Raw genomic sequence first — 26848 nt, forward strand, 5'->3', positions numbered from 1 at the left:
TCTTACCCTCCACCTCGCTCTTCCGTTCTCTCGTCGAGGCGGGCGGCGCCCGCCGGCGGCCGCGGCACGGCGCCGGGAATCCCGGCGCTCGCGCTCAGTTCCGCGGCGTAGGCCTGCGGGGTGCCGAGGCGGTCGGTGAGCGAGCCACCGCCCTCGGCGAGCACCTCGGCGAGGTGCTCGGGAAGATCCTCGAGCAGCTCGTCACGCGTGGCCGCGGGCAGGTGGGCCAGAGCCAGCCGCACCCCCTCCACGTAGACGGAGATCTCGTCCTGTGCCGTCAGGTTCACGCCGTCCCCCGCTCGCGAAGCAGATCGTCCATGATCGAAGCAAAGCCGTGCCACACCTTGCCGGAGCGCTGCAGTTCGGCGCGGCCGGCCTCGTTGAGTGCGTAGTACTTCCGGTGCGGCCCCTCGTCGCTGGGGACCACGTAGCTGTTCAGCAGGCCGCCGTTGAAGAGGCGGCGCAGTGTGCCGTAGACGGAGGCGTCGCCGACGTCCTCCAGGCCGGCGGCGCGCAGGCGGCGCAGGATGTCATAGCCATAGCCGTCCTCGTCCCGCAGGACGGCGAGGACGGCCAGATCGAGCACGCCCTTGAGTAGCTGTGTCGGATCCACGCGAGGCACACTACTGCGCAATCCGAAGTACCGTCAACAGAGCAGTACCGGATATCCGGGTCGTACAGAATTCAGGAGGCCAGGCCGAAGGCGATGCCGTCGAGGATGTCGTGCTCGGAGGCGATCACGAACGGCTGCCCGGACCGCTCCTGGATGATCCGCATGATCAGGGCGCCGGCGCCGATCACGTCCGCCCGGCCGGGATGCATCACCGGCAGCGCCCGCCGCTCGGCGACCGTCATCCCGAGCAGCTCGTGCGTCACCCGGGACACGTCCGGCGCCTCCACCCGGCTGTGGTGGATGCGCTCGGAGTCGTACGCCGGAAGGTCGTGAGCGAGAGCGGTGACGGTCGTGACCGTCCCGGCCAGGCCGACCAGCGTCCTCGCCTGATGGCCGGACACGGCCGCCAGGGCCGTGTCGACGGCCGCCGTGATGTCCGCCTCCGCCGCGGCGATCTCGGCCGCGGTGGGCGGGTCGCTGTGCAGGTGCCGCTCGGTCATCCGGACGCAGCCGATGTCCATCGAGATGGCTTTCTCCACCTCGCGCACCCCGGTGACGAACTCGGTGGAGCCGCCGCCGAGGTCGTAGACCAGGAACGGCCCCGGCGCGTCCAGGCCCTGCACCGCGCCGAGGAAGGAGAGCTGAGCCTCCTCCTCCCCGGTGATCACTTCCGGGTCGACGCCGAGCACCCCGCGCACCATGTCGCGGAAGTCCTGCGCGTTCGACGCGTCCCGCGAAGCCGAGGTGGCGCACATCCGGACCCTCGTGACGCCCAGCTCGGCGATCTCCGCGGCGTAGCCGAGCAGCGCCTGCCGGGTGCGCTCGATCGCGGCCGGCGCCAGCAGCCCGGTCCGGTCCACGCCCTCCCCCAGCCGGACGATCTCCATCCGGCGGGCGACGTCGACGAGCTTGTCCCCGGTCACGTCGGCGATCAGCAGGCGGATCGCGTTGGTCCCACAGTCGATGGCAGCGACTCTCATAGGTGCAACAGCATTCTCGTGTTCCCCAGTGTGTTGGGTTTGACCCGCTCCAGGTCCAGGAACTCGGCGACACCCTCGTCGTACGAACGGAGCAGCTGCTCGTAGACCGAGTGCGGCACCGGCGCCCCGTCGATCTCGGTGAACCCGAACGAGCCGAAGAAACGGGTCTCGAACGTCAGGCAGAAGACGCGGGCCACACCCAGCTCACGCGCCTGGTCGAGGAGGGCGGCGACGATCCGGTGGCCGATCTTCTGGCCGCGGCGGGACGGGTCGACAGCGACCGTGCGGATCTCGGCCAGGTCCTCCCACATCACGTGCAGGGCGCCGCAGCCGACCACCCGGTCGTCCTCGTCGGCGGCCACCCAGAACTCCTGCACCGACTCGTACAGGGTGACGGTCGCCTTGCTGAGCAGCCGCCGATCCGTGGTGTACGTGTCGACCAGGTCCCGGATCGCCTTGACGTCCCCGGTGCGCGCGCGACGGACGATCATCGGTTGACGCAGGATCCGCCGGACCAGTACGGCCCGATCGCGTCGCGCACCTCGTCACCGAACGGGTTCACGCCCGGCCCCGCCGCCAGCGCGTGACCGAGGTGGACGTGCAGGCACTTCACCCGGTCCGGCATCCCGCCCGCGCTCACCTTGGCGATCTCCGGGACGTCCTCGATCGCGGTGCGCCGCTCCAGATAGTCCTCGTGCGCGGCCCGGTAACGCTGCGCCAGCTCCGGATCGGTGCTGAGACGCTCCTGCATGTCGCGCATCACACCGGCCGACTCCAGCCGGCTGCACGCCGCGGTGGCGTGTGGACAGGTCAGATAGAACAACGTGGGGAACGGGGTGCCGTCGTCGAGACGCGGCGCGGTCTCCACCACGTCGGGGTTGCCGCACGGGCACCGGTGCGCGATCGCCCGGGTGCCTCGCGGTGTGCGGCCCAGCTGGGCCGCAACGATGTCAAGGTCGTCTGGGGTGGGTTCAGTGGTGGGTGGTTCAGCCATCAGTCAGCGGGCTCCGCATTCGCGGCTTGGACGCTGCTCCACAGCGTGTCGTACCAGCGGTCCGGGGCGGCCGCCGGCGCTTTCTCCTCGGCGTCGCGAGCGGCGCCTGCGGCATCGTAGTAGACCAGCAGCGGCGTCTCGCCGGGGCGCACGTAGAAGAAGTTCTCCCGGGCCTGGATCCGCAGATACTCCGGATCGTTCCACTTCGCCAGCTCCCGGGTGGTGGCGGCGATCTTCGCCTGCTGCTCGGCCTTGGCCCGCTCCATGTCGGCGATCTGGGACTCCTGCTCCAGATACACCCGCAGCGGGTAGGTGTAGGCCAGCGCCAGTGCGACGAAGACCGCGATCAGGACGGTGGCCCGGCCGGTCAGGGCGCGCGGGCGGGGCGCGTCGGTGCGCTTGGCGGCTGCGCCGCCGTCAGATGACCCCGTCGTACGCCGGGACGACGGCACCCGGATCGGACCGGTGTTACGGGTCCGTGGCGGCGCCGGCTGTCTCTTGGCCTGGGAACGGCGGGCCGGGCCCTGCCCGCTCGGCATGCGGCGTTGCGTCATCTCTGCCCTCCCCCGCCGGCCGTCACGTGTCGTGGCACCCTCGCTGACGAGGGTGCCACAACTTCATGATCCGTCGGTAACGCGTCAGCTGACGCGGTAACGCGGGAACGCGCCCGCACCGGCGTACCGGGCGGCGGTCTCCAGCTGCTCCTCGATGCGCAGGAGCTGGTTGTACTTCGCGACCCGGTCGGAACGCGCCGGGGCACCGGTCTTGATCTGGCCGGAGCCGACCGCCACCGCCAGGTCGGCGATGGTGACGTCCTCGGTCTCGCCGGAACGGTGCGACATCATGGTCTTGAAACCGGCCCGGTGGGCCAGGTCCACGGCGTCCAGCGTCTCGGTCAGCGAACCGATCTGGTTCACCTTGACCAGGACCGCGTTGCCGGCCGCCTCGGCGATGCCGCGGGCGATGCGCTGCGGGTTGGTGACGAACAGGTCGTCGCCGACGATCTGCAGCTTGCTGCCGAGCTGACCGGTCATCGCGCTCCAGCCGGCCCAGTCGTCCTCGGCCAGCGGGTCCTCGATGGAGACGATCGGGTACTCGTCGGCGAGCTTCGCGTAGTAGGCGATCATCTCGTCGGTCGACTTCGGCGCGCCCTCGAAAACGTACGCCCCGTCCTTGTAGAACTCGGTCGCGGCGACGTCCATGGCCAGGACGATGTCGCTGCCCAGGGTGTAACCGGCGGCCTGCACGGCCTCGGCGATCAGGTCGAGCGCCGCGGCGTTGGCCGGCAGGTTCGGGGCGAAGCCACCCTCGTCACCGAGACCGGTGGAGAGGCCCTTCTTCTTCAGCACCGACTTGAGCGCGTGGTAGACCTCGGCACCGCTGCGCAGCGCCTCACGGAAGGTCGGCGCGCCGATCGGGGCGATCATGAATTCCTGCACGTCGACGTTGGAGTCGGCGTGCGCGCCACCGTTGAGGATGTTCATCATCGGCACCGGGAGCACCGAGGCGTTCGGGCCGCCGATGTAGCGGAACAGCGGCAGCTCGGCGGAGAGCGCGGCGGCCTTGGCCACGGCCAGCGACACACCCAGGATGGCGTTGGCGCCGAGCTCGGACTTGTCCGGCGTGCCGTCCAGGTCCAGCATCTTCTGGTCGATCAGCCGCTGCTCGGTGGCCTCGTAGCCCTCGATCTCCTCGGCGATCTTGTCCTCGATGTTGGCGACCGCCTTCTCGACACCCTTGCCGAGGTAGCGGTCCTTGTCGCCGTCGCGGAGCTCGATCGCCTCGAAAGCGCCGGTGGAGGCGCCGGACGGCACCGCCGCACGGCCGACCGAGCCGTCGTCCAGGCCGACCTCGACCTCGACGGTGGGGTTACCCCGGGAATCGAGGATCTCGCGAGCAACGATCGCTTCAATGGTCGCCATTAGTCGTGTCGCTCCCTAACAGTTGTACGAAAACAGTTTCGGTCCGCGACCCTGCGGGCCGACCACGACCCTGAGCGTATCGAGTCAGGCAATGACGCGTTCGCGGGGCCGGTGAACTCCGCACCCGCTATCCCTCAAACCACCGCCCGGCCTGCCGAACCAGTGGGCACTATGACCAGTAGCCTGTTTCCCGCCGACGGGTCCCGCGTCGAGATGGACACCGGGGACGAACGTCTCCCGGAAGTCCGCGTGGTCCGCGTCACCGACGGTGTCATGACCCTGTCGCTCGCCCTGGACGATGTGCCACCGCTCGGGTCCCCGGTGACCCTGCGCTGGCCGGCCGGGCCCCGAGGGAGCTATGCCGTCCGCGCGACAGTGACCGCCCTGGACGAGAACCGGGCAGACTTCCAAGTCGTCAACGAACCGGTCGTCGAGCAGCGGCGGATGTTCGTGCGCGGCGGCGGAGGCGAGAGCGTCCTGCTGGTCCGCGCCGACGCCCCCGAGCTGGTCGGCCGGGTGCACGACATCAGCGAACGCTCGGTGCGCGCCACGTTCAGCGACGTCGAGCTGCGGCCGGGCCAGGAGATGCGCCTGCGCGTGCAGCTCGGCGCGGAGATCGTGGAGTTCCCGGCGACCGCGCTGCGGGTCAGCGCGATCCGCCAGCAGGTGCCGGTCCGCGGGCCGGTGACGGTGGAGATGGTCGCGATCTTCGAGCAGGACGAGCGTCAGGCGAAGATCATCCGTCGGTATGTGCTGCGGCAGCAGGTTGCCCGGGCGCGAGAGGCGGCGTTGGTGGCGGTCTGAGGGGTCTTCGTTCGTCGCTTGCCGGCTTTCCTGCTTGCGCTGCACAGCCTCGCGGTCGGCTCACTGCGATCTCACTACCGGCTCAATATCGAAAGTCGAATTACGTCCGTCGATTAATTCCACTTCCCGGAATTGTCCTGCCATACGCTCATGATTAACCGGCGGGTGGTGCCGGATACTCGATTGCGTGGGGTCGGCGGGTGCGCCAGGGTGGTCCTCGTGCCCGCTACCCCGCGTCGCGTACCCGCCGGCACCACCCTTGCCGCACTCTTGTTGATCACCACATCGTGCACCGGGCTCGACCAGGCGAGCGCTGCCGGAGTCACCCGGCAGGACCTGGCCGCCGAGATGGCCGGCGAAGTGGCCGCGGCCGCTGGGCTGACCTACACCGCGACCTACCGCCTGGCCGGCGGGTCGACCGCCCAGATCGTGCGGACGTCCCGGCCGGACCGCACCGCCTACCTGCATCCGGGCGGGCGGGTGATCCGCACTCCGTCAACGGTCACCCAGTGCACCTACACGGTCTGCACCACCACTGACGCGCGCGCCCCTGCCAACCCGCGCGCCACCGCAACCGGCGAGCGCACCACCGCCAACTCGCGTGCCACCACCGGCTCGCGGGCCGTCGCCGATCTGCCGGCGGCTACCGGCATGGTCGCGCCGGAAGCAGTCCTGGCGATGCTGGAGACCGCCGCGATCGATCCCGGCCTGGAGTTCGAGCAGCACGACACCACCCTCGCCGGCCGGCACGCCACCTGCGTGACGGTGAGCGGGTCCGGCGACTACACCGTCTGCGTGACGATCAAGGGCGTGCTGGCCCGCTTCACCGGCCGAGTCGACGGCACCGCGGTGGAGATGGAGCTGATCGACTACGCCGAGGAAGCATCGGAGTCGGACTTCGCCATCCCGCCTGGCGCCCGCCTCGTCGACCGCCGCCACCACTGACACGGCGACCACCGGCGTCGCAGTCCGACCGCTGTGCCCAGGAATGCCGCCAGGGCCGTTACGCCGCGAGCCGGCACCGCGCGGGGGCGGGTTGCGGCGGTGTCTGGCTTGGTAGGAGGGCTTCAGACACCGGGAAGCGTGCGCCAGCGGCAGGGCGAGGACGCGCCAGCACGGCCCGCCGCGAGGGCGGGCCGTAAGCAGGGAGTCCGGGCCTGGCAGAGAAGGCGTCAGACGCCGAGGAGGGTGCGCAAGTGGCGGGGTGGGGGCGAGCCGTGCGCCAGCATCGCGTCGTGCCAGGCCTTGGGGGTGGCGCCGAAAGGGCGGGCTGCGGCGATGGCGGCGACCTCGGTGTAGCCGACGAAATAGGTGGAGAGCTGGGTGGAGGTGAGCAGCGCCCGGCGCCACTTGCCGGCGGCCTCGCCCTCCTCCTGGAAGCCGCGGCCGGTCATCAGCGCCATCGCCTCGGACTCGGGCAGGTCTTCGCAGTGGGTGAGCTGGTCGATGATGGCGTTGAGGCTCATCCGCAGCTGCATCTTGAGTTGCTGCAGGCGGACCGGAAGGCCTCCGAAGCCGAGGCCGGACATCAACTCCTCCGCGTAGACCGCCCAGCCCTCGACGAACGGGCCGGACCAGCCGAGGGCGCGCACGCGGGTGGCGGCCCGGAAGCGGCGGGAGTGCGCGATCTGCAGGAAGTGGCCGGGCATGGCCTCGTGCACGGTCAGGTTGCGCAGCATCTCGTTGTTGTATTCCCGGTAGAAGCTGGCGATCCGCTCCGTGGACCAGTCGGCGGGGGCCGGGGCGATGCAGTAGAACGTCGGCACGTCGGCGGTCTCCAGCGGGCCGGGAGGATCGCAGTAGGCCACCGCGACGCCGCGGGCGAACTCGGGCATCTCCTCGATGACGCAGGGGTCGTCGAGCAGGGAGACGATGTCGTGCCGCTGGACGAAGGCGGTCGCCTCGTCCATCGTCTGCTTGGCCAGGCCGAGGATGGTGGTGTTGTCGGGGTGCTGCCGGGCGATCGCGTCGAGGGCGCGCCGCACGGTCTCGTCGGTGGCCGGGCCGCCGGTCAGCTCGGCCGCGGCGGCCCGCAGCTCCTCGCCGACGCGGTCGACGTTGGCGCGGGCCCGGGAGAGCACCTCGGCGGCGGAGAGCTCGGTGTCCAGCGTGTGCCAGAGGCGTGCCTCCCAGAGACGCCGGCCGAGCCGCGGGTCACGGCCCGGATCGCCGCCCTCGAGCAGGCCCCGCAGCCAGCCGTCGAACTCGCCGAGCGCGGCCAGGGCGGCGGTCGAGGCGGGCTCCACCGTCTCGCGCATCGCCGGCGCCTGGGCGAGCAGCGCGGGCACCTCGTCGCGGATCAGCGCGGCCGTGCCGGCGAACTGACCGACGGCCGTCTCGGCATGGATGCGCGGCACGTCACGCAGCACGGCTCGGGCGGTGGCCAGCGCGTCGGGGATCGCGGCGAGCCGGCCGGCGAGGCTCTCCAGCCGCTCCTCGGCAGGGGCGAACGGGCGCGCGATCAGGCCGTGCAGCAGCGGGCCCGGGTTGTGCTCCAACGGGTTCCACTCGTGCTCGCGCACGTCGGTCAGCTCGAACAGCGCCCGCTCCACCTGGGCGGCCAGGATGGCGTGGTCGACCTGCTCCTCGGCGGCCAGACCGTCGGCGTCGACGCCGCTGAGCGCGTCGCCGGCGTCACGCAGCATGGCGACCCGGGCGGCGACCGCCGACGCGGAGAGGTCGGGCAGGCGGTCGTCGAAGCGGTGATCGCCCGCGTAGGAAGCGGTCGCGGGATCGCTTTCCAGGAGGGCGTCGACGATGCGCTCGGCGAGCGGTACGAACTCCGGCATGCCGAAAAACCTACTCGGAGGGACCGACATTTTCCGCCGCACGCACCGCGTCCGCGTACGCGAGTGCCGCCCGGCGCAGCTCGGCTTCCGGGTCGAGACCGGCGGCCCGCGCCTCGGCCACCACTGTCAGCAGCACCGCGCCCAGGTCGTCACCGTCCGGCAGGGGCACGTCCAGGCCGCCCCGGTCGACCCGGTGCAGGATCTTCGCCGCCAGGGCCAGCGCCGGCTGGCTCAGCGCGATCCCGTCGAGCACCGAGTCGCGCTCCTTCTCGGCCTGCTTGATCCGCTCCCAGTTGGCAGTGATCTCGGCGATGTCCTCGATCTGTTCCCCGGCGAACACGTGCGGGTTGCGCCGCACCATCTTGTCGACCAGCCCGCCGGCCACGTCGTCGATGCTCCAGCCGCGCCCGTCCGGCTGCTCCTCGGCGAGCCGGGCGTGCAGCACCACCTGGAGCAGCACGTCGCCGAGTTCCTCGCGCAGGGCGTCCAGGTCGTCCGACTCGATCGCGTCGTACGCCTCGTAGCTCTCCTCCAGCAGGTAGGGAGCGAGCGTCCGGTGCGTCTGCGCCCGTTTCCACGGGTCGCCGCCGGGTGACGCCAGCCGGTCCATCACGGACACCGCGTCGAGCAGCCGGGCACCGGGCGGGTCCCACGAGCCGTACATCAGCTCCAGTTCCGCCAGGCCCGGCTCGCGGGCCAGCCGCAGGCCGAGCTGACGGGCGAACGACTGGTCGCCGCCCGGCCCGGCCAGCCAGACCGCGGCGGGCTGCCCGGCGACGGCGTCGAGCAGGGTCTGCGCGTCGCCCTCCAGGACGGTGACCGGCACGCCGGTCACCCGCAGCGCCTCGGCCTGGGCGCTGTCGGCGCCGGCAAAGACGGGGTACGCCCGGACGGCATCCCACGCCTCCGCGGTCAGCAGTCCGGCCGGCAGCCTCGGCGAGGTGACGAGGAGGACGATCCTGGTGCTCAATTGACGTCGGCCACCGGGACCTGCTGGTCCGCACCGAACCGCGCGTCGATCAGGTCGAGGGTCTGCTGCCCGCCCCCGGCGCTGAGCAGGTTCAGCTCGAACGGCTGGTAGCGCGGGTTGACGTCGACCCGCAGGTCTTCGGCAACCTCCTGCATCTCGTCGCGCATGGTGGCGGCACCGGCGACCAGCTGCTTGTTCTGCGGCGTGACCTGGGCGTTCCAGGCGGCGAAGTCGGTGCCGGGCGGAACGCCGCCGTTGGCGGCCAGCACGTCGTAGACGGTCCGCAGGTCGGTCTCGGAGGGCTGGGCGTTCTGGGTGCTCATCTGCTCGGTCAGCAGGTTGCGCAGGACGCCGTTCTCGACGCGCAGCCGCACGTACTCCGAGTCGGCGGGCAGGTTCTGCTCGGCGGCGGCCTCCTCGAACGGCAGGCCGGCCGGCAGGGTGACCCGGTGCTGCTGGGCCATCTGCTGGAGGATCTGTCGCAGGACCAGCGCGTGCACGACGTCGGCACGGCTGAACGGCATCTGCACCGGCGCGTTGCCCTCGGCCCGGGGCTGGGCGGAGAGCGCGTCATGCGCCTCGTCCCAGATCTCCTGCACCTGTTGCTCCGACACCTGCCCGGAGTCGCCGTAGTAGGCGGCGACGGTTGGCTGGGAGCGGCAGGCGGAGAGCCCACCCACGGTCAGAGACGCGACGACAACGGCGGAGGCGAGTCGGCGAGCACGCATGGTCAGACTCTCTCACGTCGCAATGTGACCTACGTCGCCCACCCCCGCCGTCATGCCTTGACCGGGGCCGGGACGTCGCCCAGGACGTCCTTGAGCAGCTGGGCGCACCACTGCAGCAGCTCCTGGTCGCGCAGCGGCTCGCCGCCGAGCCGGCGGGTGCTCGGCCGCGGCACGCTCACCTGGTCGTTCGCGGCCTTGTAGACCGAGTCGGGGTGGTAGCGCTTGAGCCGCATCTGCTTCGAGTCGGGCAGGTCCAGCGGTGAGAAGCGGATGTGTTTGCCCTGCATGGAGACGTCGGTCAGCCCGTAGGCCCGGGCCAGCTGACGGAACCGGGCGACCGCGATGAGGTTGACCACCTGGGCGGGCGGCTCGCCGTAGCGGTCGGTCATCTCGGCGATCACCTCTTCCAGGCGGGTGTTGTCGCGGGCCTCGGCGAGCTTGCGGTACATCTCCAGGCGGAGCCGTTCGACCGAGATGTACTCGGTGGGCAGATGGGCGTCCACCGGAAGATCAATCTTGACCTCGGGCTCCTCCTCGGGGCGTTCGCCCTTGAAGGCCTGCACGGCCTCGCCGACCATCCGCACGTAAAGATCGAAGCCGACGCCCTCGATGTGGCCGGACTGCTCGCCGCCGAGCAGGTTGCCGGCGCCGCGGATCTCCAGGTCCTTCATCGCCACATACATCCCCGCGCCGAGCTCGGTGTGCTGGGCGATGGTGGCGAGGCGCTCGTGCGCGTGCTCGGTGAGCGGCTTGTCGCGGGGGTAGAGGAAGTACGCGTACGCCCGCTCGCGGCCCCGGCCGACCCGGCCGCGGATCTGGTGCAGCTGGGCCAGGCCGAGCAGGTCGGCGCGTTCCAGGATCAGGGTGTTGGCGTTCGGGATGTCGATGCCGGACTCGACGATCGTGGTGCAGACCAGGACGTCGAACTCCTTCTCCCAGAAGCCGACCATGACCTTCTCGAGCTGTTCCTCGCTCATCTGGCCGTGCGCCACCGCGACCCGCGCCTCGGGGACCAGCTCGCGCAGCTTGCGGGCCGCCCGGTCGATCGACTCGACCCGGTTGTGCAGGTAGAAGACCTGCCCGTCGCGCAGTAGCTCGCGGTGGATGGCCGCGGCCACCTGCTTCTCGTCGTAGGCGCCGACGTAGGTGAGGACCGGGTGCCGCTCCTCCGGCGGGGTGGCGATGGTCGACATCTCGCGGATGCCGGTGATCGCCATCTCCAGGGTCCGCGGGATCGGGGTGGCCGACATGGTGAGCACGTCGACCGACGCCCGCAGGGCCTTGAGCTGCTCCTTGTGCTCGACGCCGAAGCGCTGCTCCTCGTCCACGATGATCAGGCCGAGGTTCTTGAACCGGGTCGACTTGGCGAGCAGCCGATGCGTACCGATCACGATGTCGGCCGTGCCGTCGGCGGCCTGCTCCAGGGTGAGCGCGGCCTCTTTCGGCGTCTGGAACCGGGACAGCTGCTTGATCTGCACCGGGAACTGGCTCATCCGCTCGGTGAAGGTGTTGAAGTGCTGCTGGGCGAGCAGCGTGGTGGGCACCAGCACGGCGACCTGCTTGCCGTCCTGCACCGCCTTGAACGCCGCCCGCACCGCGATCTCGGTCTTGCCGTAACCGACGTCGCCGCAGATCAGCCGGTCCATCGGGACCGGTTTCTGCATGTCGTCCTTGACCTCGTAGATGGCGGCGAGCTGGTCGGGGGTCTCAGTGTAGGGGAACGCGTCCTCCAGCTCCCGCTGCCACGGGGTGTCCGGGCCGAAGGCGTGGCCCTGGGATGCCTGCCGGGCCGCGTAGAGCTGGATGAGCTGGGCGGCGATCTCCTTGACCGCCTTGCGGGCCCGCGCCTTGCTCTTCTGCCAGTCGGAGCCGCCCATCTTGTGCAGCGACGGCTGCTCACCACCGACATAGCGGGAGAGCTGGTCGAGCTGGTCGGTGGGCACGTAGAGCCGGTCGCCGGGCTGGCCGCGCTTGGACGGTGCGTACTCGATCACGAGGTATTCGCGGTCGGCGCCGTTGACCGTGCGCTGCACCAGTTCGATGTAACGCCCGATGCCGTGCTGCTCGTGCACCACGAAGTCACCGGTCTTGAGTTCGAGCGGGTCGATCGTGTTGCGCCGCCGGGCCGGCATCTTGCGCATGTCCTTCGTGGACGCGCCGCGGCCGCCGGAGATGTCGTTGCCGGTGATCACCGCGAGCCGGGACGCCTCGTCGACGAAGCCGTGGTTGAGCCCGCCGCAGGTGACCAGCAGCTGGTTGTCCTGGATCGGCTGGGAGATCGAGTCGACCGGGGTGACACCGAGGCCGGCGTCGCGGAGCAGCTCGGTGGCCCGCTGCGCGGTGCCCTTGCCCTCGAAGACCAGGGCGATGGCCCAGCCCTTGGCCGCCCACTCGGACAGGTCGCCCGCCAGTTTCGCGGTGTCCCCGTGGTAGAGCGGGACCGGCTGCGCGGCGAGCGCCACCGCGTCGCCGAGGTCCGGCGAGACCTCGACGGAGGTGGCGTCCTCCCAGGGCAGCGGCGCCGGCTCCTCGACGGCCAGACCGAACGGCGACAGCGTCCACCAGGGCTGTTTCAGGGTGGCGGCGTGGGCCCGGACATCGGCGAGCGCCCGGAACGCGACCGCGCCGACGTCGATCGGGGCCTGGCCGCCGACGGCGGCGGCGGCCCACGACGCCTCCAGGAATTCATCCGAGGTACGGGTGAGGTCGTGCGCCCGGGTGCGAATCCGCTCGGGGTCGCAGAGCAGCACATGGGTGCCCTCGGGCATGCAGTCGATCAGCAGCTCCATGCTGTCGGTGCCGTCGAGCAACGCGGGTGCCAGCGACTCCATGCCCTCGACCGGGATGCCCTCGGAAAGCTTGTCGAGGATCTCGGCCAGCTCGGGGTGCTGGGCGGACAGCGCGGCGGCCCGGGACCGGACCGCCGGGGTGAGCAGCAGCTCGCGGCAGGGCGGCGCCCAGAGCCGCTCCACCTGGTCGATGGTGCGCTGGTCGGCGACGGCGAAGGTGCGGATCTCCTCCACCTCGTCGCCCCAGAACTCGACCCGGGACGGGTGCTCGTCGGTGGGCGGGAAGACGTCCAGGATGCCGCCGCGGACGGCGAACTCGCCGCGCTTGGTGACCAGGTCGACCCGCGCATATGCCATGTCGGAGAGCCGGCGGGCGACCTCTTCCAGCTCCGCCTCGCGGCCGGCGACCAGCTCCACCGGCTCCAGGTCGCCGAGGCCCTTGAGCTGTGGCTGCAGCAGTGACCGGACCGGGGCGACGACCACCTGCAGGGGCTGCCCCTCGGGGTGCACGAGGCGGCGCAGCACGGCGAGCCGCTTGCCGACCGTGTCGGAACGGGGCGACAGCCGCTCGTGCGGCAGCGTCTCCCAGGACGGGTAGACGGCGACCCGGTCCGGCTCGATCAGGCAGCCGAGCGCGTCGGCCAGGTCGTCGGCCTCGCGGGAGGTGGCGGTCACCGCGAGCACCGGCCGCTGCGCGCCGCCGATCTCGCCGGACCCGGCCACCGTGGCGACCACGAACGGCCGCAGCGACACCGGCGCGGTGAGGTCGAGCGAGTCGGAGTCGACATAGCTCTTGCGGGCCAGGTCACGGGCACGGGCGAGGCCGCGGTCGCGCAGGGCGGCTGGGATCAGACCGGAAAGCTGCATGGTGAGAGACCCCCGAGAAGGCACGACGAACAACCCCGGACGCCCGATGGGGCGGGGGTGCAACGAACAGCTTAGTCCGACACACCGACACTTCCGGCCCGGCGCGTCTTATCGCACAGCATGTCCGACATGAGCCCAGACGGGTCGTGAAGAGTGCCCGAACGTTGTGGGCAGAGCTCAACCCTTCGGGGATAACCGCATCCGGGGAGGCAACGTGCGGATCCTGCTGCTCGTATCGACGTTCAACGGCTTGAGCCAGCGGGTCTGGTGCGCCCTGCGGGAGGCGGGGCACGACGTCGGGGTGCAGTTGGCGACCAGCGGGCAGGAGATCGTCGACGGCGTGCACGCGGCACAGCCCGACCTGATCCTCTGCCCGTTCCTGAAGGAGCGCGTGCCGGCGCAGGTCTGGCAGAACTGGCGGACGATCATCCTGCATCCCGGGCCGGTCGGTGACCGCGGACCGTCCGCACTGGACTGGGCGATCAGCGACGCACTGCCGGCCTGGGGCGTGACCGCCCTGCAGGCGGTCGAGGAGTTCGACGGCGGCCCGATCTGGGCCACCCGCACGTTTCCGCTGCCCGCGGCCCCGCCGCGCAAGTCGGCGCTCTACACCGGGCCGGTCTCGGACGCCGCACTGGAGTGCGTCTTCGAGGTGGTGGCCAAGGCCGCCGATCCGATGTTCGTGCCGGTGCCGGCCGAGGACGCCCCGACCGAGGCGCCCGGCGCCCGCGCGCGGCCGCTGATGCGGCAGTCCGACCGGGCCTTCGACTGGTCCGAACCGGCCGACGCCATCCTGCGGCGGATCCGGGCCGCCGACGGGTCGCCCGGGGTGCGCACCGAGGTGGCCGGGCTGGCGGTGCACGCCTACGACGCGCACCCGGGTCTGGCCCGCGGGGGCCGGCCGGGCACGATTCTCAGCCGCCGGCAGGGTGCGGTGCTGGTGGCGACCGGCGACGGCAGCCTCTGGCTCGGCCATCTGCGCCCGGCCACCGACGACGGGATCAAGCTACCGGCCACCACGGTGCTCGGGGCGCGCCTGCGCGGGGTGCCGCACTCGCCGGTGGGTCCGGAGATCGACCCGGAGGCGCCGTCGGCGTACCGGCAGATCCGCTACCGGCGCACCGGCGCGGTGGGCTGGCTGCACTTCGACTTCTACAACGGCGCGATGGCGCCCGGCCACTCGCGCCGGCTGCTCGCCGGGCTGCGCCACGCGGTCGGCCAGGACACCCGGGTGCTGGTGCTGCGCGGCGGGACCGAGACGTTCAGCAACGGCATCCACCTCAACGCGATCGAGGCGTCGGCCGATCCGGCCGGGGCGGCGTGGGCCGGCATCCGGGCGATCAACCAGGTCTGCCGGGAGATCATCACCTGTACGCGGCAGCTCGTCATCGCGGCGTACGCGGGCAGCGCCGGAGCCGGCGGGGTGATGCTCGGGCTCGGCGCCGACGTGGTGGCCGCCCGCGACGGCATCGTCCTCAACCCGTACTACGACATCGGCCTGTTCGGCTCGGAGCTGCACACCTTCACCCTGCCCCGGCGGGTGGGCGCCGACCGCGCACAGCGGCTGATCGACGACAAACTGCCAGTCAGCGCCTCCCAGGCGGCCCGGATCGGTCTGGTGGACGAGGTCGGGCCACGGCACCCGGAGGCGTACGCACAGTGGCTCGCCGCCCTGGCCGATCACCACAGTGACGTGCGCACCGCGCGCAAGCGGCGGGCGGCCAAGGCTCGGCGGCTCGCCGCCGAGCGGATTCCGCTGGAGGTGTACGAGACCCGCGAGCTCGCCGAGATGAGCCGGGACATCTTCACCGACCGCTCCGGTTTCGCCGCCGCCCGCCGGAGCTTCGTCCGCAAGATCCGCCCGGACGGCACGCCCCGTCACCTGCTGCTGGCCGCGAACGCCGGCCCGGCGGCAGTGGTTCGCACCCGGCCCACCAACGCCGGGCCGGCCACCGAACGACGACCGTTGCTGCGTCCCGCCGTGCCGGTGACGGCCTGATCCATGAGCGTCCTGCACACCCCGGACTCCGGGGCGACTCCCCCTGCCCACGATCGACCGGTTCCCGCGCAGCGCCCGCCCACCGGGCGTGCCCCGATGCCGCGCGACCAGCTCGGCAGCACCCTGATGCTGCCCGCCCAGTTCGAGTACAGCGCGTACAGCGTGCTGGCCGGACCGGCCGAGCAGCCACCGGACGGCCCCTACCGGGTACGCATGCGGCGACTGGCGCGGCGCCGTCCGATTCGGACACTGCTCATCACGCTGTTCGCCTTCGCCTTCGAGAGCACCTTCTTCGGCTGGCTGATCACCTCGATCGAGCTGCCGGACCAGCGGCTGCACACGGTCCGTTACGCGGCCACGATCCTGATGATCGGGGCGACCGCGGCGATCGAACTGTTCCGGCTGGTCAACGTGGTGACGCTGTGCCTGGCCACGCTCTGGGCCCGCGATCCGGTGCCGGTCGTGCCGGACACCGGGATGCGGGTCGCGTTCCTCACCACGATCGTGCCCGGCAAGGAGCCGATCGCGATGGTGGAGAAGACCCTGCGGGCCGCCCGCAAGATCCGGTACGCCGGGCAGTACGACGTCTGGCTGCTCGACGAGGGCGACGACCCGGTGGTCAAGCTGATGTGCCGCCGGCTGGGCGTACGCCACTTCACCCGCAAGGGCCGCGACGAGTACAACACCCCGTCCGGGACCTTCAAGGCGAAGACCAAGCACGGCAACTACAACTCCTGGCTCGACGCGCACGGCGACGACTACGACGTGTTCGTCTCGGTCGACCCGGACCACGTGCCGGCGCCCAACTTCTGCGAGCGGCTGCTCGGCTACTTCCGCGACCCGGACGTGGGGTTCGTGGTGGGCCCGCAGATCTACGGCAACTACGACAACCGGGTGACCCGGTGGGCCGAGTCGCAGCAGTACCTGTTCCACTCGCTGCTGCAGCGGGCCGGCAACCGGCGCGGCATCGCGATGCTGGTCGGCACCAACAACGCGGTCCGGATCGCGGCGCTGAGGTCGATCGGCGGCCTGCAGGACTCGATCACCGAGGACATGGCCACCAGCCTGAAGCTGCACGCCACCCGCAATCCCGGCACCGGCCGGCGGTGGCGCTCGGTCTACACCCCGGACGTGCTCGCGGTCGGTGAGGGCCCGTCCTCCTGGACCGACTACTTCACCCAGCAGCACCGCTGGTCGCGGGGCACCGACGAGGTCGTGGTCAGCCGCTTCGCCACGCTGTCCTGGCGGCTCGGGATCGGCCGGGCGCTGCACTACGGGCTGCTGATGTCGTACTACCCGCTCACCGCGCTGGCGTGGTTGCTCGGCGCGGCCAACGCGGCCGGCTTCCTGCTGCTCGGCGCGAAGGGTGTGCTGGTACCGGCACAGGTGTGGCTGATGCTCTATGTGGACGCTGCGCTGTTCCAGGTGCTGCTCTACCTGTTCAACCGGCGGCACAACGTCAGCCCGCACGAGGGCTCCGGGTCGTCCGGGCTCTCCGGGATGCTCGCGTCCACTCTGTGCACACCGGTGTACGTCTCGTCGTTCCTCGGCGCGGTGCTGCGCCGCCGATCCGGGTTCGTGGTCACGCCGAAGGGCGACTCGACCAGCCCGGACCGGTTCGCCACGTTCGCGCCCAGCCTGCGCTGGGCCGCCCTCTACGCCGCGATGCTCGCCGTCGCGCCGTTCATCGACCACGTCGACGCCGCCATGTACGCGTGGCCGGCGCTGAACCTGGTCATCTGCCTCACCCCGGTCGCCCTGTGGCTGACCCATACCGCAGAGCTGACCCGAACAGCAAAGGAGCCGTCCGCATGAAGCCCCGCTCGCGTCCCACCCTCGCTCGCCGTCTGGCGAGCGGTCTGGCCACGCTCGTGGTGCTGGCCGGAGTGGCGGTCGCCAACCGCCCGATGGTCGCGGTCGGCGCCGAGGCGCTGCACACCTATCAGATCAATCGGGAGTCCTACAAGAAGAAGTACGGCCACTGGGCCCGGCTGCCGGTGCCGCGCGGTTACCGGGTCAACGCCATCCACGCCGCGCTGCTGCACACCGGCAAGGTGCTGATCATCGCGGGCAGCGGCAACAACAAGGACGCCTTCGAGGAGAAGTCGTTCCGGACCGTCCTCTACGACCCGCGCACCGACCGGTTCACCGAGGTGGAGACCCCCACCGACGTGTTCTGCGCCGGGCACACCTTCCTGCCGAACGGCAACCTGCTGGTGGCCGGCGGCACCAAGTCGTACGAGGTGCTCGAGGAGGACGTGGAGCACGCCGCCGGCGTCATGAAGATCAAGAACGAGTCGCCGGACGGCGGCCCGCGGGTCTTCGAGAAGGGCACCCGGCTGTTCTCCGCGACCGGCCTGGCCTACTTGACCAGGACGAAGGTGACCGTCAAGGCGGCCAAGAAGGTCACCCACGGCGCGCACACGATGGTGCACGCCGGCGAGGCCGAGGTCTGGGTGGACGCCGAGCGCAAGGGCGACGGCCCGGTGGTCCGCGAGCCGGCGCAGTACACCATCGACGGGCTGACCGGCGCCGACGCCCGCAACCTCTACGGCGTCGCCGACAAGATCACCCGCGAGAAGCAGGAGTACGGCGGCGACAAGACCTCCTACGAGTTCGACCCGGTTGCCGAGCGGTACGTCCGCACCGGCAACATGCGCGACCACCGCTGGTACCCCACCCTGATCGGGCTGACCAACGGCGAGGTCCTCGCCGTCTCCGGCCTCGACCAGTTCGGCCGGATCCTGCCCGGGCGCAACGAGCGGTACCTGCCGGACGAGCAGCGCTGGGTGGCCGCCCCGGAGCTCAAGCGCTACTTCCCCACCTATCCCAGCCTGCACATGATGTCCGACGGGCAGGTGTTCTACTCCGGCTCCAACGCCGGTTACGGCTCCGACACCGAGGGCCGCACCCCGGGCATCTGGGACGTGCGGCGCAACAGGTTCCGGACCGTGCCCGGGCTGCGCGAGCCGCGGATGACCGAGACCAGCTCGTCGGTGCTGCTGCCACCGGCCCAGGACCAGAAGGTGATGATCCTCGGTGGCGGGGAGATCGGCGAGTCACCGGTCTCCACGGCCCGCACCGACATCGCCGACCTGGACGAGGAGCAGCCGCGGTACCGGCCCGGACCGGATCTGCCGAAGCCGGCCCGCTATCTCTCCACAGTGGTGCTGCCGGACGACACGGTCTTCACCACCGGCGGCTCGTCCGGTTACCGGGGCGGGCCCTACCAGGGGAAACCGCGCAGCGACCTGTTCAACTCGCAGATCTACCGGCCGTCCTCGAACGACTTCGCCACCGCCGCCGAGTCGACCGTCGGCCGCAACTACCACTCCGAGGCGATCCTGCTGCCGGACGGCCGGGTGATCACCCTGGGCAGCGACCCGCTCTACGACAGCACGGGCAAGAACGCGGGCACCTTCGAGCAGCGGATCGAGGTGTTCAGCCCGCCGTACCTGTTCCGGGGCGAACGCCCGGTGATCAGCGGCGGGCCCGGGGAGATCGAGCGGGGCGCGTCCGCGACGTTCCGCACCCCGCAGGCCGCGCGGATCGCCTCGGCCCGGCTGATCCGGCCCAGCTCGGTCACCCACGTCACCGACACCGACCAGCGGTCCGTGGCACTCGAACTGGACGTCACCGCCGACGGCGTCGAGATCACCGTGCCGGAACGGGTCGGGCTCGTCCCGTCCGGCTGGTACATGCTCTTCCTCGTCGACGACCGGGGCGTGCCGTCCACCGCTCGCTGGGTGCGGGTGCGCTGATCGATGGCCCGTCGCACCCTCGCGGTGCTCGCCGCCGTCCTCGCGGTGGCGGCGAGCGGCGTGCTCCTGCACGAACGGGAACCGGCGCCCGCGGTCCGGGTCCCGGAGGCGGCCGGCGCCACGTACCCCGGCCTCTACGTCGACCCGAACGGCGCCGCCGCCGTCCATGTGCGGGCTCTGGAACGTGCCGGGCGCCGCGCCGAAGCGGCGATCCTGCGGCGCATCGCCGACCGGCCCGCCGCCACCTGGTTCACCGACGCCGCCCCGGGTTACGCCGACCGGGCCCGGCAGCTGGTCACCGCGGCGACCGCGGCCGGCCGGCTGCCGGTGCTCACGCTCTACTACATCCCGAACCGGGACTGCGGCAGTCACTCCCGGGGCGGGGCGGCGAACCTCCCGGCGTACCGATCATGGGTTGCTGCCCTGGCCGCCGCGATCCGCGGGCATCGCGCGCTGGTGATCCTGGAACCGGACGCGGTCGCGCAGGCCGTGCGCGGCGGCTGCCTGAGCCCGCGGGCCACCGCGCAGCGTTACGCCGTGCTCTCCGCCGCGGTGACCGTCCTGGCGGCGCTGCCCGGGGTGTCGGTCTACCTGGACGCCGGCAACCCGACCTGGATCCCGGCGGCCCGGATGGCGCCCGCCCTCCGCCGTTCCGGCGTCGGCCGGGCGCGCGGCTTCGCGCTCAACGTCGCCAACTTCGAGACCACGGCCGACAACCTGAGGTACGGGACGCAGCTGTCCCGCCTGCTCGGCGGGCGGCGGCACTTCGTCGTCGACACCAGCCGCAACGGCAACGGGCCGGCCCAGCGCGGCGCCGGCGACCGGCACTGGTGCAACCCGCCCGGCCGGCGGCTCGGGGTGCCGCCGACCCTGCGCACCGGCCATCCGCTCGCCGACGCGTATCTCTGGGTGAAACGTCCGGGTGAGTCCGACGGCGCCTGTGGCGGCGGAGCTCCCCCCGCAGGTCAGTGGTATCCCGCGTACGCCCGCGCGCTGGCCGGGTAGTGCGCGGCGCGCGGACCGCGCATGAGACTCTTGACTCAATTCACCCCCTGACCGGGGTACGCCGATAACATCGGCGAAGTCGGGACAGCGCCGTCCTGGAGCCATCCGAGCTAAGGAGCGCCCCGATGACCGACCAGCCTGCCCAACTCGACCGAGAGGGTTCGGACGCAGCGCTACGTGCCGATATCCGGCGGATCGGCACGCTGCTCGGCCAGACCCTCGCCCGGCAGGAAGGCCGGCCGCTGCTGGACCTGGTCGAGGAGATCCGCGCGCTGGTCCGGCAGGACGCGCCTGCCGCAGCCGACCGGCTCGCCGCCATGGACATCACCACCGGCACCAAGCTGGCCCGCGCCTTCTCCACCTACTTCCACCTGGCCAACATCACCGAGCAGGTGCACCGGGCCCGCGACCTGCGCCGTCGCCGCGCCAAGGACGGCGGCTGGCTGGACCAGGCGGCCAGCCGGATCGCCGAGAGGGAGATCCCGGCCGACGAGATCGCCGCGGCCGCCCGCCGCCTCGCGGTCCGCCCGGTCTTCACCGCGCACCCCACCGAGGCCGCCCGTCGCTCGATCCTGTCGAAGCTGCGGCAGGTCGCCGACTCGCTGGACGCCGAGTCCGCCGCCGCGGCCCTCTACGGCGCGACCGACACCACCGCCTCCACCAAGCGGTTCGCCGAGCTGATCGACCTGCTCTGGCAGACCGACGAGCTGCGCCTGGACCGGCCGGACCCGACCGACGAGGCGCGCAACGCGGTCTACTACCTCAAGGACCTGTACGCGGAGGCCGCCCCGCAGGTCCTCGACGACCTGGCCGAGACGCTGCGCCGGCTCGGCGTGGAGACCGCGCCGACCGCCCGGCCGCTCACCTTCGGCTCGTGGATCGGCGGCGACCGGGACGGCAACCCGTTCGTCACCCCGGCGGTCACCCGCGACGTCCTGCTGATCCAGCACGAGCACGGCATCCAGGCCACCGAGAAGGCCATGGACAAGCTGATCGACGAGCTGTCGGTCTCCCGGCGGTTGCGCGGCGTCTCCCTCGACCTGTCCGCCAGCCTGGCGCAGGACCTCGACAACCTGCCCGAGATCGCCGACCGGTTCCGCCGGGTCAACGCGGAGGAGCCCTACCGTCTCAAGGTCCGGGCGATCAAGGCGAAGCTGGCGAACACCCGGGCCCGCCTGAAGAACGGCACCTCACACGTGCCCGGCCGGGACTACCTGGGCAGCGACGAGCTGATCTCCGACCTGGAGCTGATGCGGGCGTCGCTGGCGCGCAACTCCGGCCAGCTGCCCGCGATCGGCATCGTCTCCACCGCCCTCCGGCAGGCGTCGGCCTTCGGTCTGCAGCTCGCCACCCTCGACGTGCGTGAGCACGCCGAGAAGCACCACGAGGTGCTCCAGCAGATGTACACCCAGGTCGGCGAGGTCGACGACTACGCCACCCTGGACCGGCAGTCGCGCACCAAACTGCTCGCCGGTGAGCTCACCGGGCGGCGGCCGCTGTCCAGCGCGGACACCCCGCTGACCGACTCGGCGCGCAAGACGTTCGACGTGTTCAACACGATTCGCGAGGCGCAGGACGCGTTCGGGCAGGACGTCATCGAGACCTACATCATCTCGATGACCCTCGGCGTGGACGACGTGCTGGCGGCGGCGGTGCTGGCCCGCGAGGCCGGCCTGATCGACATCCACACCGGCCGGGCCCGGGTCAACATCGTGCCGCTGCTGGAGACGCCGGCCGAGCTCGACGCGGGCGGCGACCTGCTGGACGAGATGCTGTCGCTGCCGGCGTACCGGGAGATCGTGCGGGCGCGCGGCGACGTGCAGGAGGTCATGCTCGGCTACTCGGACTCCAACAAGGAGGCCGGGATCACCACCAGCCAGTGGCGCATCCACAAGGCGCAGCGGTCGCTGCGTGACGTGGCGGCCCGGCACGGGGTGCGGCTGCGCCTCTTCCACGGCCGGGGCGGCACCGTCGGCCGGGGTGGCGGGCCGACCCATGAGGCGATCCTGGCCCAGCCGTACGGTACGCTCGACGGCGCGATCAAGGTCACCGAGCAGGGCGAGGTCATCTCCGACAAGTACACGGTGCCGGCGCTGGCCCGGGAGAACCTGGAGCTGACCGTCGCGGCTGTCCTGCAGGCCACCCTGCTGCACACCAGCATCCAGGTGGATCCGGTCCGCCTGAAGGTGTGGGACGCCACCATGGACACCGCCTCCGACGCGGCGTTCGCGCAGTACCGTTCGCTCGTCGAGGACCCGGACCTGGCCGCGTACTTCTGGGCGGCCACCCCCACCGAGCTGCTCGGCGCGCTGAACATCGGGTCGCGCCCGGCCAAGCGCCCCAACGCGGACGCCGGCCTGAGCGGTCTGCGGGCCATCCCGTGGGTGTTCGGCTGGACCCAGACCCGGCAGATCGTGCCCGGCTGGTTCGGCGTCGGCACCGGCCTGGCCGCGGCCCGGGCGGCCGGTCTCGGCGACACGCTCGACGAGATGCACGGCAACTGGCAGTTCTTCCGGACGTTCCTGTCGAACGTCGAGATGATGCTGGCCAAGACCGACCTGTCGATCGCCCGCCGCTACGTGGAGACGCTGGTCCCCGAGGAGCTGCGGCCGATCTTCACCAAGATCGAGCAGGAGTACGAGCTGACCGTCCAGGAGGTCCTGGCGATCACCGGCGGGTCGGAGCTGCTGTCGTCGCAGCCGGAGCTGTCCCGCACGCTCAGCGTCCGCGACACCTACCTGGAGCCGCTGCACCACCTGCAGGTGGCGCTGCTGCGCCAGTACCGCGACCTCGGTGAGGCCGGCCGGCAGATGCCGACCGCGCCGGGCGCCCGCCGCGGGCCGTCGGACTCGACGGCGCTGGAGCGCGCGCTGCTGACGACGGTCAACGGCATCGCCGCCGGCATGCGCAACACCGGCTGACGGGTTCCGCTCGCACACAGCCGCCCCGGACGTCTCCTCGTCCGGGGCGGCCCCGTTTCCACCACCCCGCCGGCCGTAGCCCACACCCCCAACCGGCCCCACATAAGCCACACCAGCTACGGCCCGGCGCGGTCGGCCGTTGGGCTGAGCGGTGACCGACCGCGTGTGGGCCGTATGAGCTACGGCCCGGCGGCGGCGCAGGGGGCCGCAAATGCCGGCGCCGCCCGGACACAGGTCCGGGCGGCGCGTGGGCGTGAGTGTCAGCTGGTCTCGCCGGCCAGGCTGAAGCTGCCGAGACGGTTGATGGCGACCACCGTGCACACGACCGCGAAGACCGCGCTCATCACGACCGCCGTCGTGATGCCGACCTGGGCGTTCAGGATGACGGTCGGGGACAGCTTGTCGGCGATGGTGATGACGTACTGCTCGATGGAGAGGACCCGGGTGCCGCTCAGGAAGCGGCCGAGCAGGCCCTCCCAGACCAGGATGTAGACCAGGCCCAGCAGGACCGGCCGCCGGGTCAGGAGGCTGAGCAGGACGAACAGGGCGGAGTAGGCGACCGCGCCGGCCGCTGCCGCGACGGCCAGGGCCGTGCCCAGCTCGGCGGAGCCGGCCATCAGGCCGACCACGAAGAGCGGCACCGCCGTGGTGACCGCGGTGGTCACGACGGCCACGCCGAACTTGGCCAGGATGATGTCGCGGCGCGCGAGCGGCTTGGTCAGGATGTGGACGAGCGTCCCGTCGTCCACTTCGGAGCCGAGCACGCCGGTGCCGACGATCAGCGCGATCACCGGCAGCATCACGGCGAAGCCGAGGCCGACGACGACCGGCTGGCCCCACTGGTCGGGGGTCAGGTCGTAGGCCCGGCAGATCGCCGCCAGGCCGATGAGCAGCAGTGGCAGCGGCAGGAGCAGCAGCGCCCGCCGGCGGCCCAACAGGCCGCGCGCCGTGATCAGAGCGACGGTCGACATCAGGCCTCCAGCAGGTAGGAGAAGACGCTCTCCAGGGATTCGTCGGACGGGACCAGCTTGTGCAGGCGGATGCCCTGGTCGAGGGCGATCCGCGGCAGCGCGCGGGTGAAGCTGCCGTAGTCGGACGCCCGGACGGTGAGGCCGCCGGTCTCGATCTCGATGCCGCTGACCGATTTCTCGCCGATCAGCGCGACCGCGAGCCGCCGGTCGTCGGAGCTCTGGACCGCGAAGACGTGCGGCCGGTTCGTCATCAGCCGGCGGATCTTGCGGTAGTCGCCGGAGGCCGCGAGCCGGCCGGCCACGATCACCTGGACCAGGCCGGCGACCTGCTCGACCTCTTCCAGGATGTGCGAGCTGAACAGGATGGTGTGGCCGCGGTCGCCGAGCGAGTGCAGCAGCTCCATCATGTGCATGCGCTGGCGCGGGTCCATGCCGTTGAACGGCTCGTCGAGCAGCAGCACGCGCGGCTCGTGCACCAGCGCGGCGGCGACCCGGGTGCGCTGCCGCATGCCCTTGGAGAACGTCTCGATCCGGCGATGGGCCGCGTCGGTCATCTCGACCAGCTCCAGGGCGCGGCGGGCCGCGCCGGCCGGGTCGGGCAGTTTCTGCATCTTGGCGCAGGCCAGCACGAACTGCTCGGCGGTGAGGAAGCCGTGCACCGCCTCCCGCTCGGTGACCAGGCCGAGATCGCGGTAGACGGCCGGGTTGCGCCAGGTCGGCTTGCCGTCGATGGTGAGCGTGCCCCGCGACGGCGCGAGGAACCCGGCCATCATGTGCAGCACCGTGGTCTTGCCGGCGCCGTTCGGGCCGAGCAGGCCGGTGACCCCGGAGCCCAGCGACATGGTGATGTCGTTGACCGCCACGACGTTGCCGTACCAGCGGGTCACGTTCTGCAGGTCGATCACACCGGTGGCCGTGCCGGTCTCGGCGGCGTAGGTCTCGGTCGTCACAGCGAGGCCACCTTCCGGTAGCGGGCGAGCAGCAGCAGGAGGCAGGCGGCGATCAGGCAGGCCGTCTCGATCGCGTAGATGGCGCCGAACCGGCCGATGTTCAGCTCCATCTCGCTGGTGCCGGGGGTGAGCCAGGCGCCGACCCCGGCGATCAGGGTCATCGGGCTGACCAGGCCGGCCAGCGCGTTCGCGGTGGTCGACGGAATCGATGCCAGCACGCCGAAGACCGGCGTGGTGACCAGGAAGACCGCGACGATGCCGCCGGCCGCGAAGGCCTGCTTGCCGGTCATCGACGCGATCAGCAGGCCGATGCTGCTGAACAGCAGGGCCCAGAGCAGGCTGTAGCCCCAGCCGGGAACCAGGTCGAGGAACTCGTTCCACACCCCGCTGGCGCCGTTCTTCGTGGTGAACGCCGCGCCCAGGAACATGATCAGCTGCGGGACGCCGAGCAGCAGCCACACCGCGGTCGCCATCGCGGCGAACTTGGCCAGCACGTAGTCGGCGGCGCGCACCGGCCGGCTGAAGTACAGCGGGAGGGTGCCGGAACGGATGTCCCGGGACATCAGCTGCGGCGCCAGGATCGCGACGAAGAAGATGATCAGCCAGGACATCTGGTCGTCGTACTGCACGTACGTCAGGATCGTCTCGCCGATCTGCGAGCGGACCGCGGCGAGGATCACCGCGACCAGCAGCATGATGCCGGCGACCAACCAGGGGAAGATCTTCGCCTTGGCCGAGCGGCCCAGGCCGAACGAGGACCGCAGACCGTGCACGTAGAGCGCGGTCAGCCCGGCCCGGCGGCCGAGGCGTGGCCCGGAGTACCGCTGGTATCCGATGTCATGGATCACTCCGGCCTCAGACATCGGCCGCCTCCTTCGTGGTGAAGAGCTCGGCGACCCGGTGCCGGCGCTGGTCCAGGCGGTGCAGGGACAGGTCCAGGTCGGCCACCGCACGCAGGATGCGGTCGTAGGAGGCATCCGACTCCATCGGCACCAGCAGCAGCCGGCCCTCTCGGGTGACCTCCAGCCCGATCCCGGCCAGGGCGGCGGCGAGTTCGTCCGTACCCTCGCTGACCTCGACCGCGAGCACGTCGGACGCCGTGGTCATGCTGGAGATGCGGTCGGCGCGCAGCAGCCGGCCGCCCTCGATCGCGATGAGCGAATCGCAGATGCGCTCCACCTCGCCGAGCAGGTGCGAGCAGACGACCACCGAGATGCCGAACTCGGTGCCGATCCGGTGGATCAGGGCGAGCATGGCGTCGCGGCCGGCCGGGTCGAGCCCGTTGGTCGGCTCGTCGAGCAGCAGCAGGTCGGGGTCGTGGACCAGCGCCTGGGCGAGCTTGACGCGCTGCTTCATGCCGGTCGAGTAGCCACCGATCTGGCGGTAGCGCTCCTCGTAGAGGCCGACGTGCCGCAGCGCCTCGGAGGCGCGCTCCCGGGCCGCGGTCCGCGGCAGCCCGCTCATCCGGCCCAGGTGGGTGACGAACTCGGAGGCCGAGACGTCGGGTGGCAGGCAGTCGTTCTCCGGCATGTAGCCGACGCGGGCGCGGACCCGGTCGGTCTGGGTCACCGGGTCGAGGTCGAAGACACGGACGGTGCCGCTGGTCGGCGGCACCAGCCCGAGCATGATTTTGATGAAGGTGCTCTTACCGGCGCCGTTGGCGCCGACGAGGCCGATGACGCCCTCGTCGACAGCAACGGTCAGGTCGGCGAGGGCGGTCACCCCGCCGCCGTACGTCTTGGTCAGCGCCTCGGTAGCGATGATGGTCACGGGCCCAGCCTAGAA

General features: G+C 71.3%; 21 protein-coding genes and 1 pseudogene. 7 read left to right on the forward strand and 15 right to left on the reverse strand.

Annotation, left to right across the window (positions count from 1 at the left end):
* Positions 1–77: 77 nt before the first annotated feature.
* From AB0F81_RS31905 to eno, 7 genes and pseudogenes are all read right to left on the reverse strand, one after another.
* Positions 78–287 (reverse strand): annotated as a pseudogene (locus AB0F81_RS31905) (hypothetical protein); the annotation flags it as partial.
* Positions 284–613, reverse strand: a complete 330-nt coding sequence (locus tag AB0F81_RS31910) for a PadR family transcriptional regulator (RefSeq protein WP_360203236.1) — start codon at positions 611–613, stop codon at positions 284–286. The gene AB0F81_RS31910 and the pseudogene AB0F81_RS31905, both read right to left, overlap by 4 nt.
* A 71-nt stretch (positions 614–684) precedes the next feature.
* The gene (locus tag AB0F81_RS31915) at positions 685–1593 is read right to left on the reverse strand and encodes a Ppx/GppA phosphatase family protein (RefSeq protein ID WP_360203237.1); all 909 of its coding nucleotides are present in this window, start codon (positions 1591–1593) and stop codon (positions 685–687) included.
* The gene (locus AB0F81_RS31920) at positions 1590–2084 is read right to left on the reverse strand and encodes an amino-acid N-acetyltransferase (RefSeq protein ID WP_360203239.1); all 495 of its coding nucleotides are present in this window, start codon (positions 2082–2084) and stop codon (positions 1590–1592) included. Before AB0F81_RS31920 ends, AB0F81_RS31915 begins: the two co-directional genes overlap by 4 nt.
* Positions 2081–2587, reverse strand: a complete 507-nt coding sequence (locus AB0F81_RS31925; protein WP_360203241.1) for a DUF501 domain-containing protein — start codon at positions 2585–2587, stop codon at positions 2081–2083. Before AB0F81_RS31925 ends, AB0F81_RS31920 begins: the two co-directional genes overlap by 4 nt.
* Positions 2587–3141 carry a septum formation initiator family protein gene (locus AB0F81_RS31930; protein WP_360203243.1) on the reverse strand — a complete coding sequence of 185 codons (555 nt, stop codon included), beginning with the start codon at positions 3139–3141 and terminating at the stop codon, positions 2587–2589. Before AB0F81_RS31930 ends, AB0F81_RS31925 begins: the two co-directional genes overlap by 1 nt.
* Positions 3142–3225: 84 nt before the next feature.
* Positions 3226–4509 carry a phosphopyruvate hydratase gene (gene eno, locus AB0F81_RS31935; protein WP_360203245.1) on the reverse strand — a complete coding sequence of 428 codons (1284 nt, stop codon included), beginning with the start codon at positions 4507–4509 and terminating at the stop codon, positions 3226–3228.
* 171 nt (positions 4510–4680) lie between these two features.
* On the opposite strand from eno, the gene AB0F81_RS31940 reads away from it, so the two are divergent.
* Complete coding sequence (locus AB0F81_RS31940) at positions 4681–5313, forward strand: hypothetical protein (protein WP_360203246.1); 633 nt, start codon at positions 4681–4683, stop codon at positions 5311–5313.
* 219 nt (positions 5314–5532) lie between these two features.
* On the forward strand, positions 5533–6258 hold the full coding sequence (locus AB0F81_RS31945; RefSeq protein WP_360203247.1) for a hypothetical protein: 726 nt from the start codon (positions 5533–5535) through the stop codon (positions 6256–6258).
* A gap of 227 nt (positions 6259–6485) precedes the next feature.
* Here the strand turns inward: AB0F81_RS31945 and AB0F81_RS31950 are convergent, their stop codons facing one another.
* Genes AB0F81_RS31950 through mfd form a run of 4 tightly spaced genes read right to left on the reverse strand, consistent with a single transcriptional unit; the run spans position 6486 to position 13456 of the window.
* Positions 6486–8102 carry a DUF885 domain-containing protein gene (locus tag AB0F81_RS31950; protein ID WP_360203248.1) on the reverse strand — a complete coding sequence of 539 codons (1617 nt, stop codon included), beginning with the start codon at positions 8100–8102 and terminating at the stop codon, positions 6486–6488.
* A gap of 10 nt (positions 8103–8112) precedes the next feature.
* A complete protein-coding gene (locus tag AB0F81_RS31955) occupies positions 8113–9072 on the reverse strand; it encodes a nucleoside triphosphate pyrophosphohydrolase (protein WP_360203249.1) in 960 nt (319 codons plus the stop codon).
* Entirely contained in the window at positions 9069–9800 is a 732-nt protein-coding gene (locus AB0F81_RS31960; RefSeq protein WP_360203250.1) for a hypothetical protein, read from the reverse strand. The genes AB0F81_RS31955 and AB0F81_RS31960 overlap by 4 nt, the downstream gene beginning before the upstream one ends.
* Positions 9801–9850: 50 nt before the next feature.
* On the reverse strand, positions 9851–13456 hold the full coding sequence (mfd, locus tag AB0F81_RS31965) for a transcription-repair coupling factor (RefSeq protein ID WP_360203252.1): 3606 nt from the start codon (positions 13454–13456) through the stop codon (positions 9851–9853).
* A 214-nt stretch (positions 13457–13670) separates the two neighbouring features.
* Between mfd and AB0F81_RS31970 the strand changes: the two genes are divergently transcribed.
* From AB0F81_RS31970 to ppc, 5 genes are all read left to right on the forward strand, one after another.
* Positions 13671–15455 (forward strand): hydrogenase maturation protein, encoded by a 1785-nt coding sequence (locus tag AB0F81_RS31970; protein ID WP_360203253.1) that lies wholly within the window; start codon positions 13671–13673, stop codon positions 15453–15455.
* 3 nt (positions 15456–15458) lie between these two features.
* The gene (locus AB0F81_RS31975) at positions 15459–17270 is read left to right on the forward strand and encodes a glycosyltransferase family 2 protein (RefSeq protein ID WP_360203254.1); all 1812 of its coding nucleotides are present in this window, start codon (positions 15459–15461) and stop codon (positions 17268–17270) included.
* Positions 17267–19216 (forward strand): galactose oxidase-like domain-containing protein, encoded by a 1950-nt coding sequence (locus tag AB0F81_RS31980; RefSeq protein WP_360203256.1) that lies wholly within the window; start codon positions 17267–17269, stop codon positions 19214–19216. Before AB0F81_RS31975 ends, AB0F81_RS31980 begins: the two co-directional genes overlap by 4 nt.
* Positions 19217–19219: 3 nt before the next feature.
* Positions 19220–20221: a glycoside hydrolase family 6 protein gene (locus AB0F81_RS31985; RefSeq protein ID WP_360203258.1), complete on the forward strand. Its 1002-nt coding sequence runs from the start codon at positions 19220–19222 to the stop codon at positions 20219–20221.
* Positions 20222–20346: 125 nt separating this feature from the next.
* Positions 20347–23142 carry a phosphoenolpyruvate carboxylase gene (gene ppc / locus AB0F81_RS31990; RefSeq protein WP_360203260.1) on the forward strand — a complete coding sequence of 932 codons (2796 nt, stop codon included), beginning with the start codon at positions 20347–20349 and terminating at the stop codon, positions 23140–23142.
* Positions 23143–23402: 260 nt separating this feature from the next.
* Here the strand turns inward: ppc and AB0F81_RS31995 are convergent, their stop codons facing one another.
* The 4 genes from AB0F81_RS31995 to AB0F81_RS32010 are packed head-to-tail and all read right to left on the reverse strand — an operon-like array spanning position 23403 to position 26833.
* Positions 23403–24113: an ABC transporter permease gene (locus AB0F81_RS31995; protein ID WP_360203261.1), complete on the reverse strand. Its 711-nt coding sequence runs from the start codon at positions 24111–24113 to the stop codon at positions 23403–23405.
* The gene (locus AB0F81_RS32000) at positions 24113–25063 is read right to left on the reverse strand and encodes an ABC transporter ATP-binding protein (protein WP_360203262.1); all 951 of its coding nucleotides are present in this window, start codon (positions 25061–25063) and stop codon (positions 24113–24115) included. The genes AB0F81_RS31995 and AB0F81_RS32000 overlap by 1 nt, the downstream gene beginning before the upstream one ends.
* Complete coding sequence (locus AB0F81_RS32005; protein ID WP_360203263.1) at positions 25060–25926, reverse strand: ABC transporter permease subunit; 867 nt, start codon at positions 25924–25926, stop codon at positions 25060–25062. The genes AB0F81_RS32000 and AB0F81_RS32005 overlap by 4 nt, the downstream gene beginning before the upstream one ends.
* Positions 25919–26833 (reverse strand): ABC transporter ATP-binding protein, encoded by a 915-nt coding sequence (locus AB0F81_RS32010; protein WP_360203265.1) that lies wholly within the window; start codon positions 26831–26833, stop codon positions 25919–25921. Before AB0F81_RS32010 ends, AB0F81_RS32005 begins: the two co-directional genes overlap by 8 nt.
* Between the last annotated feature and the right edge of the window lie 15 nt (positions 26834–26848).

The sequence above is a fragment of the Actinoplanes sp. NPDC024001 genome (assembly GCF_040638955.1).
Classification (GTDB): Bacteria; Actinomycetota; Actinomycetes; order Mycobacteriales; family Micromonosporaceae; genus Actinoplanes.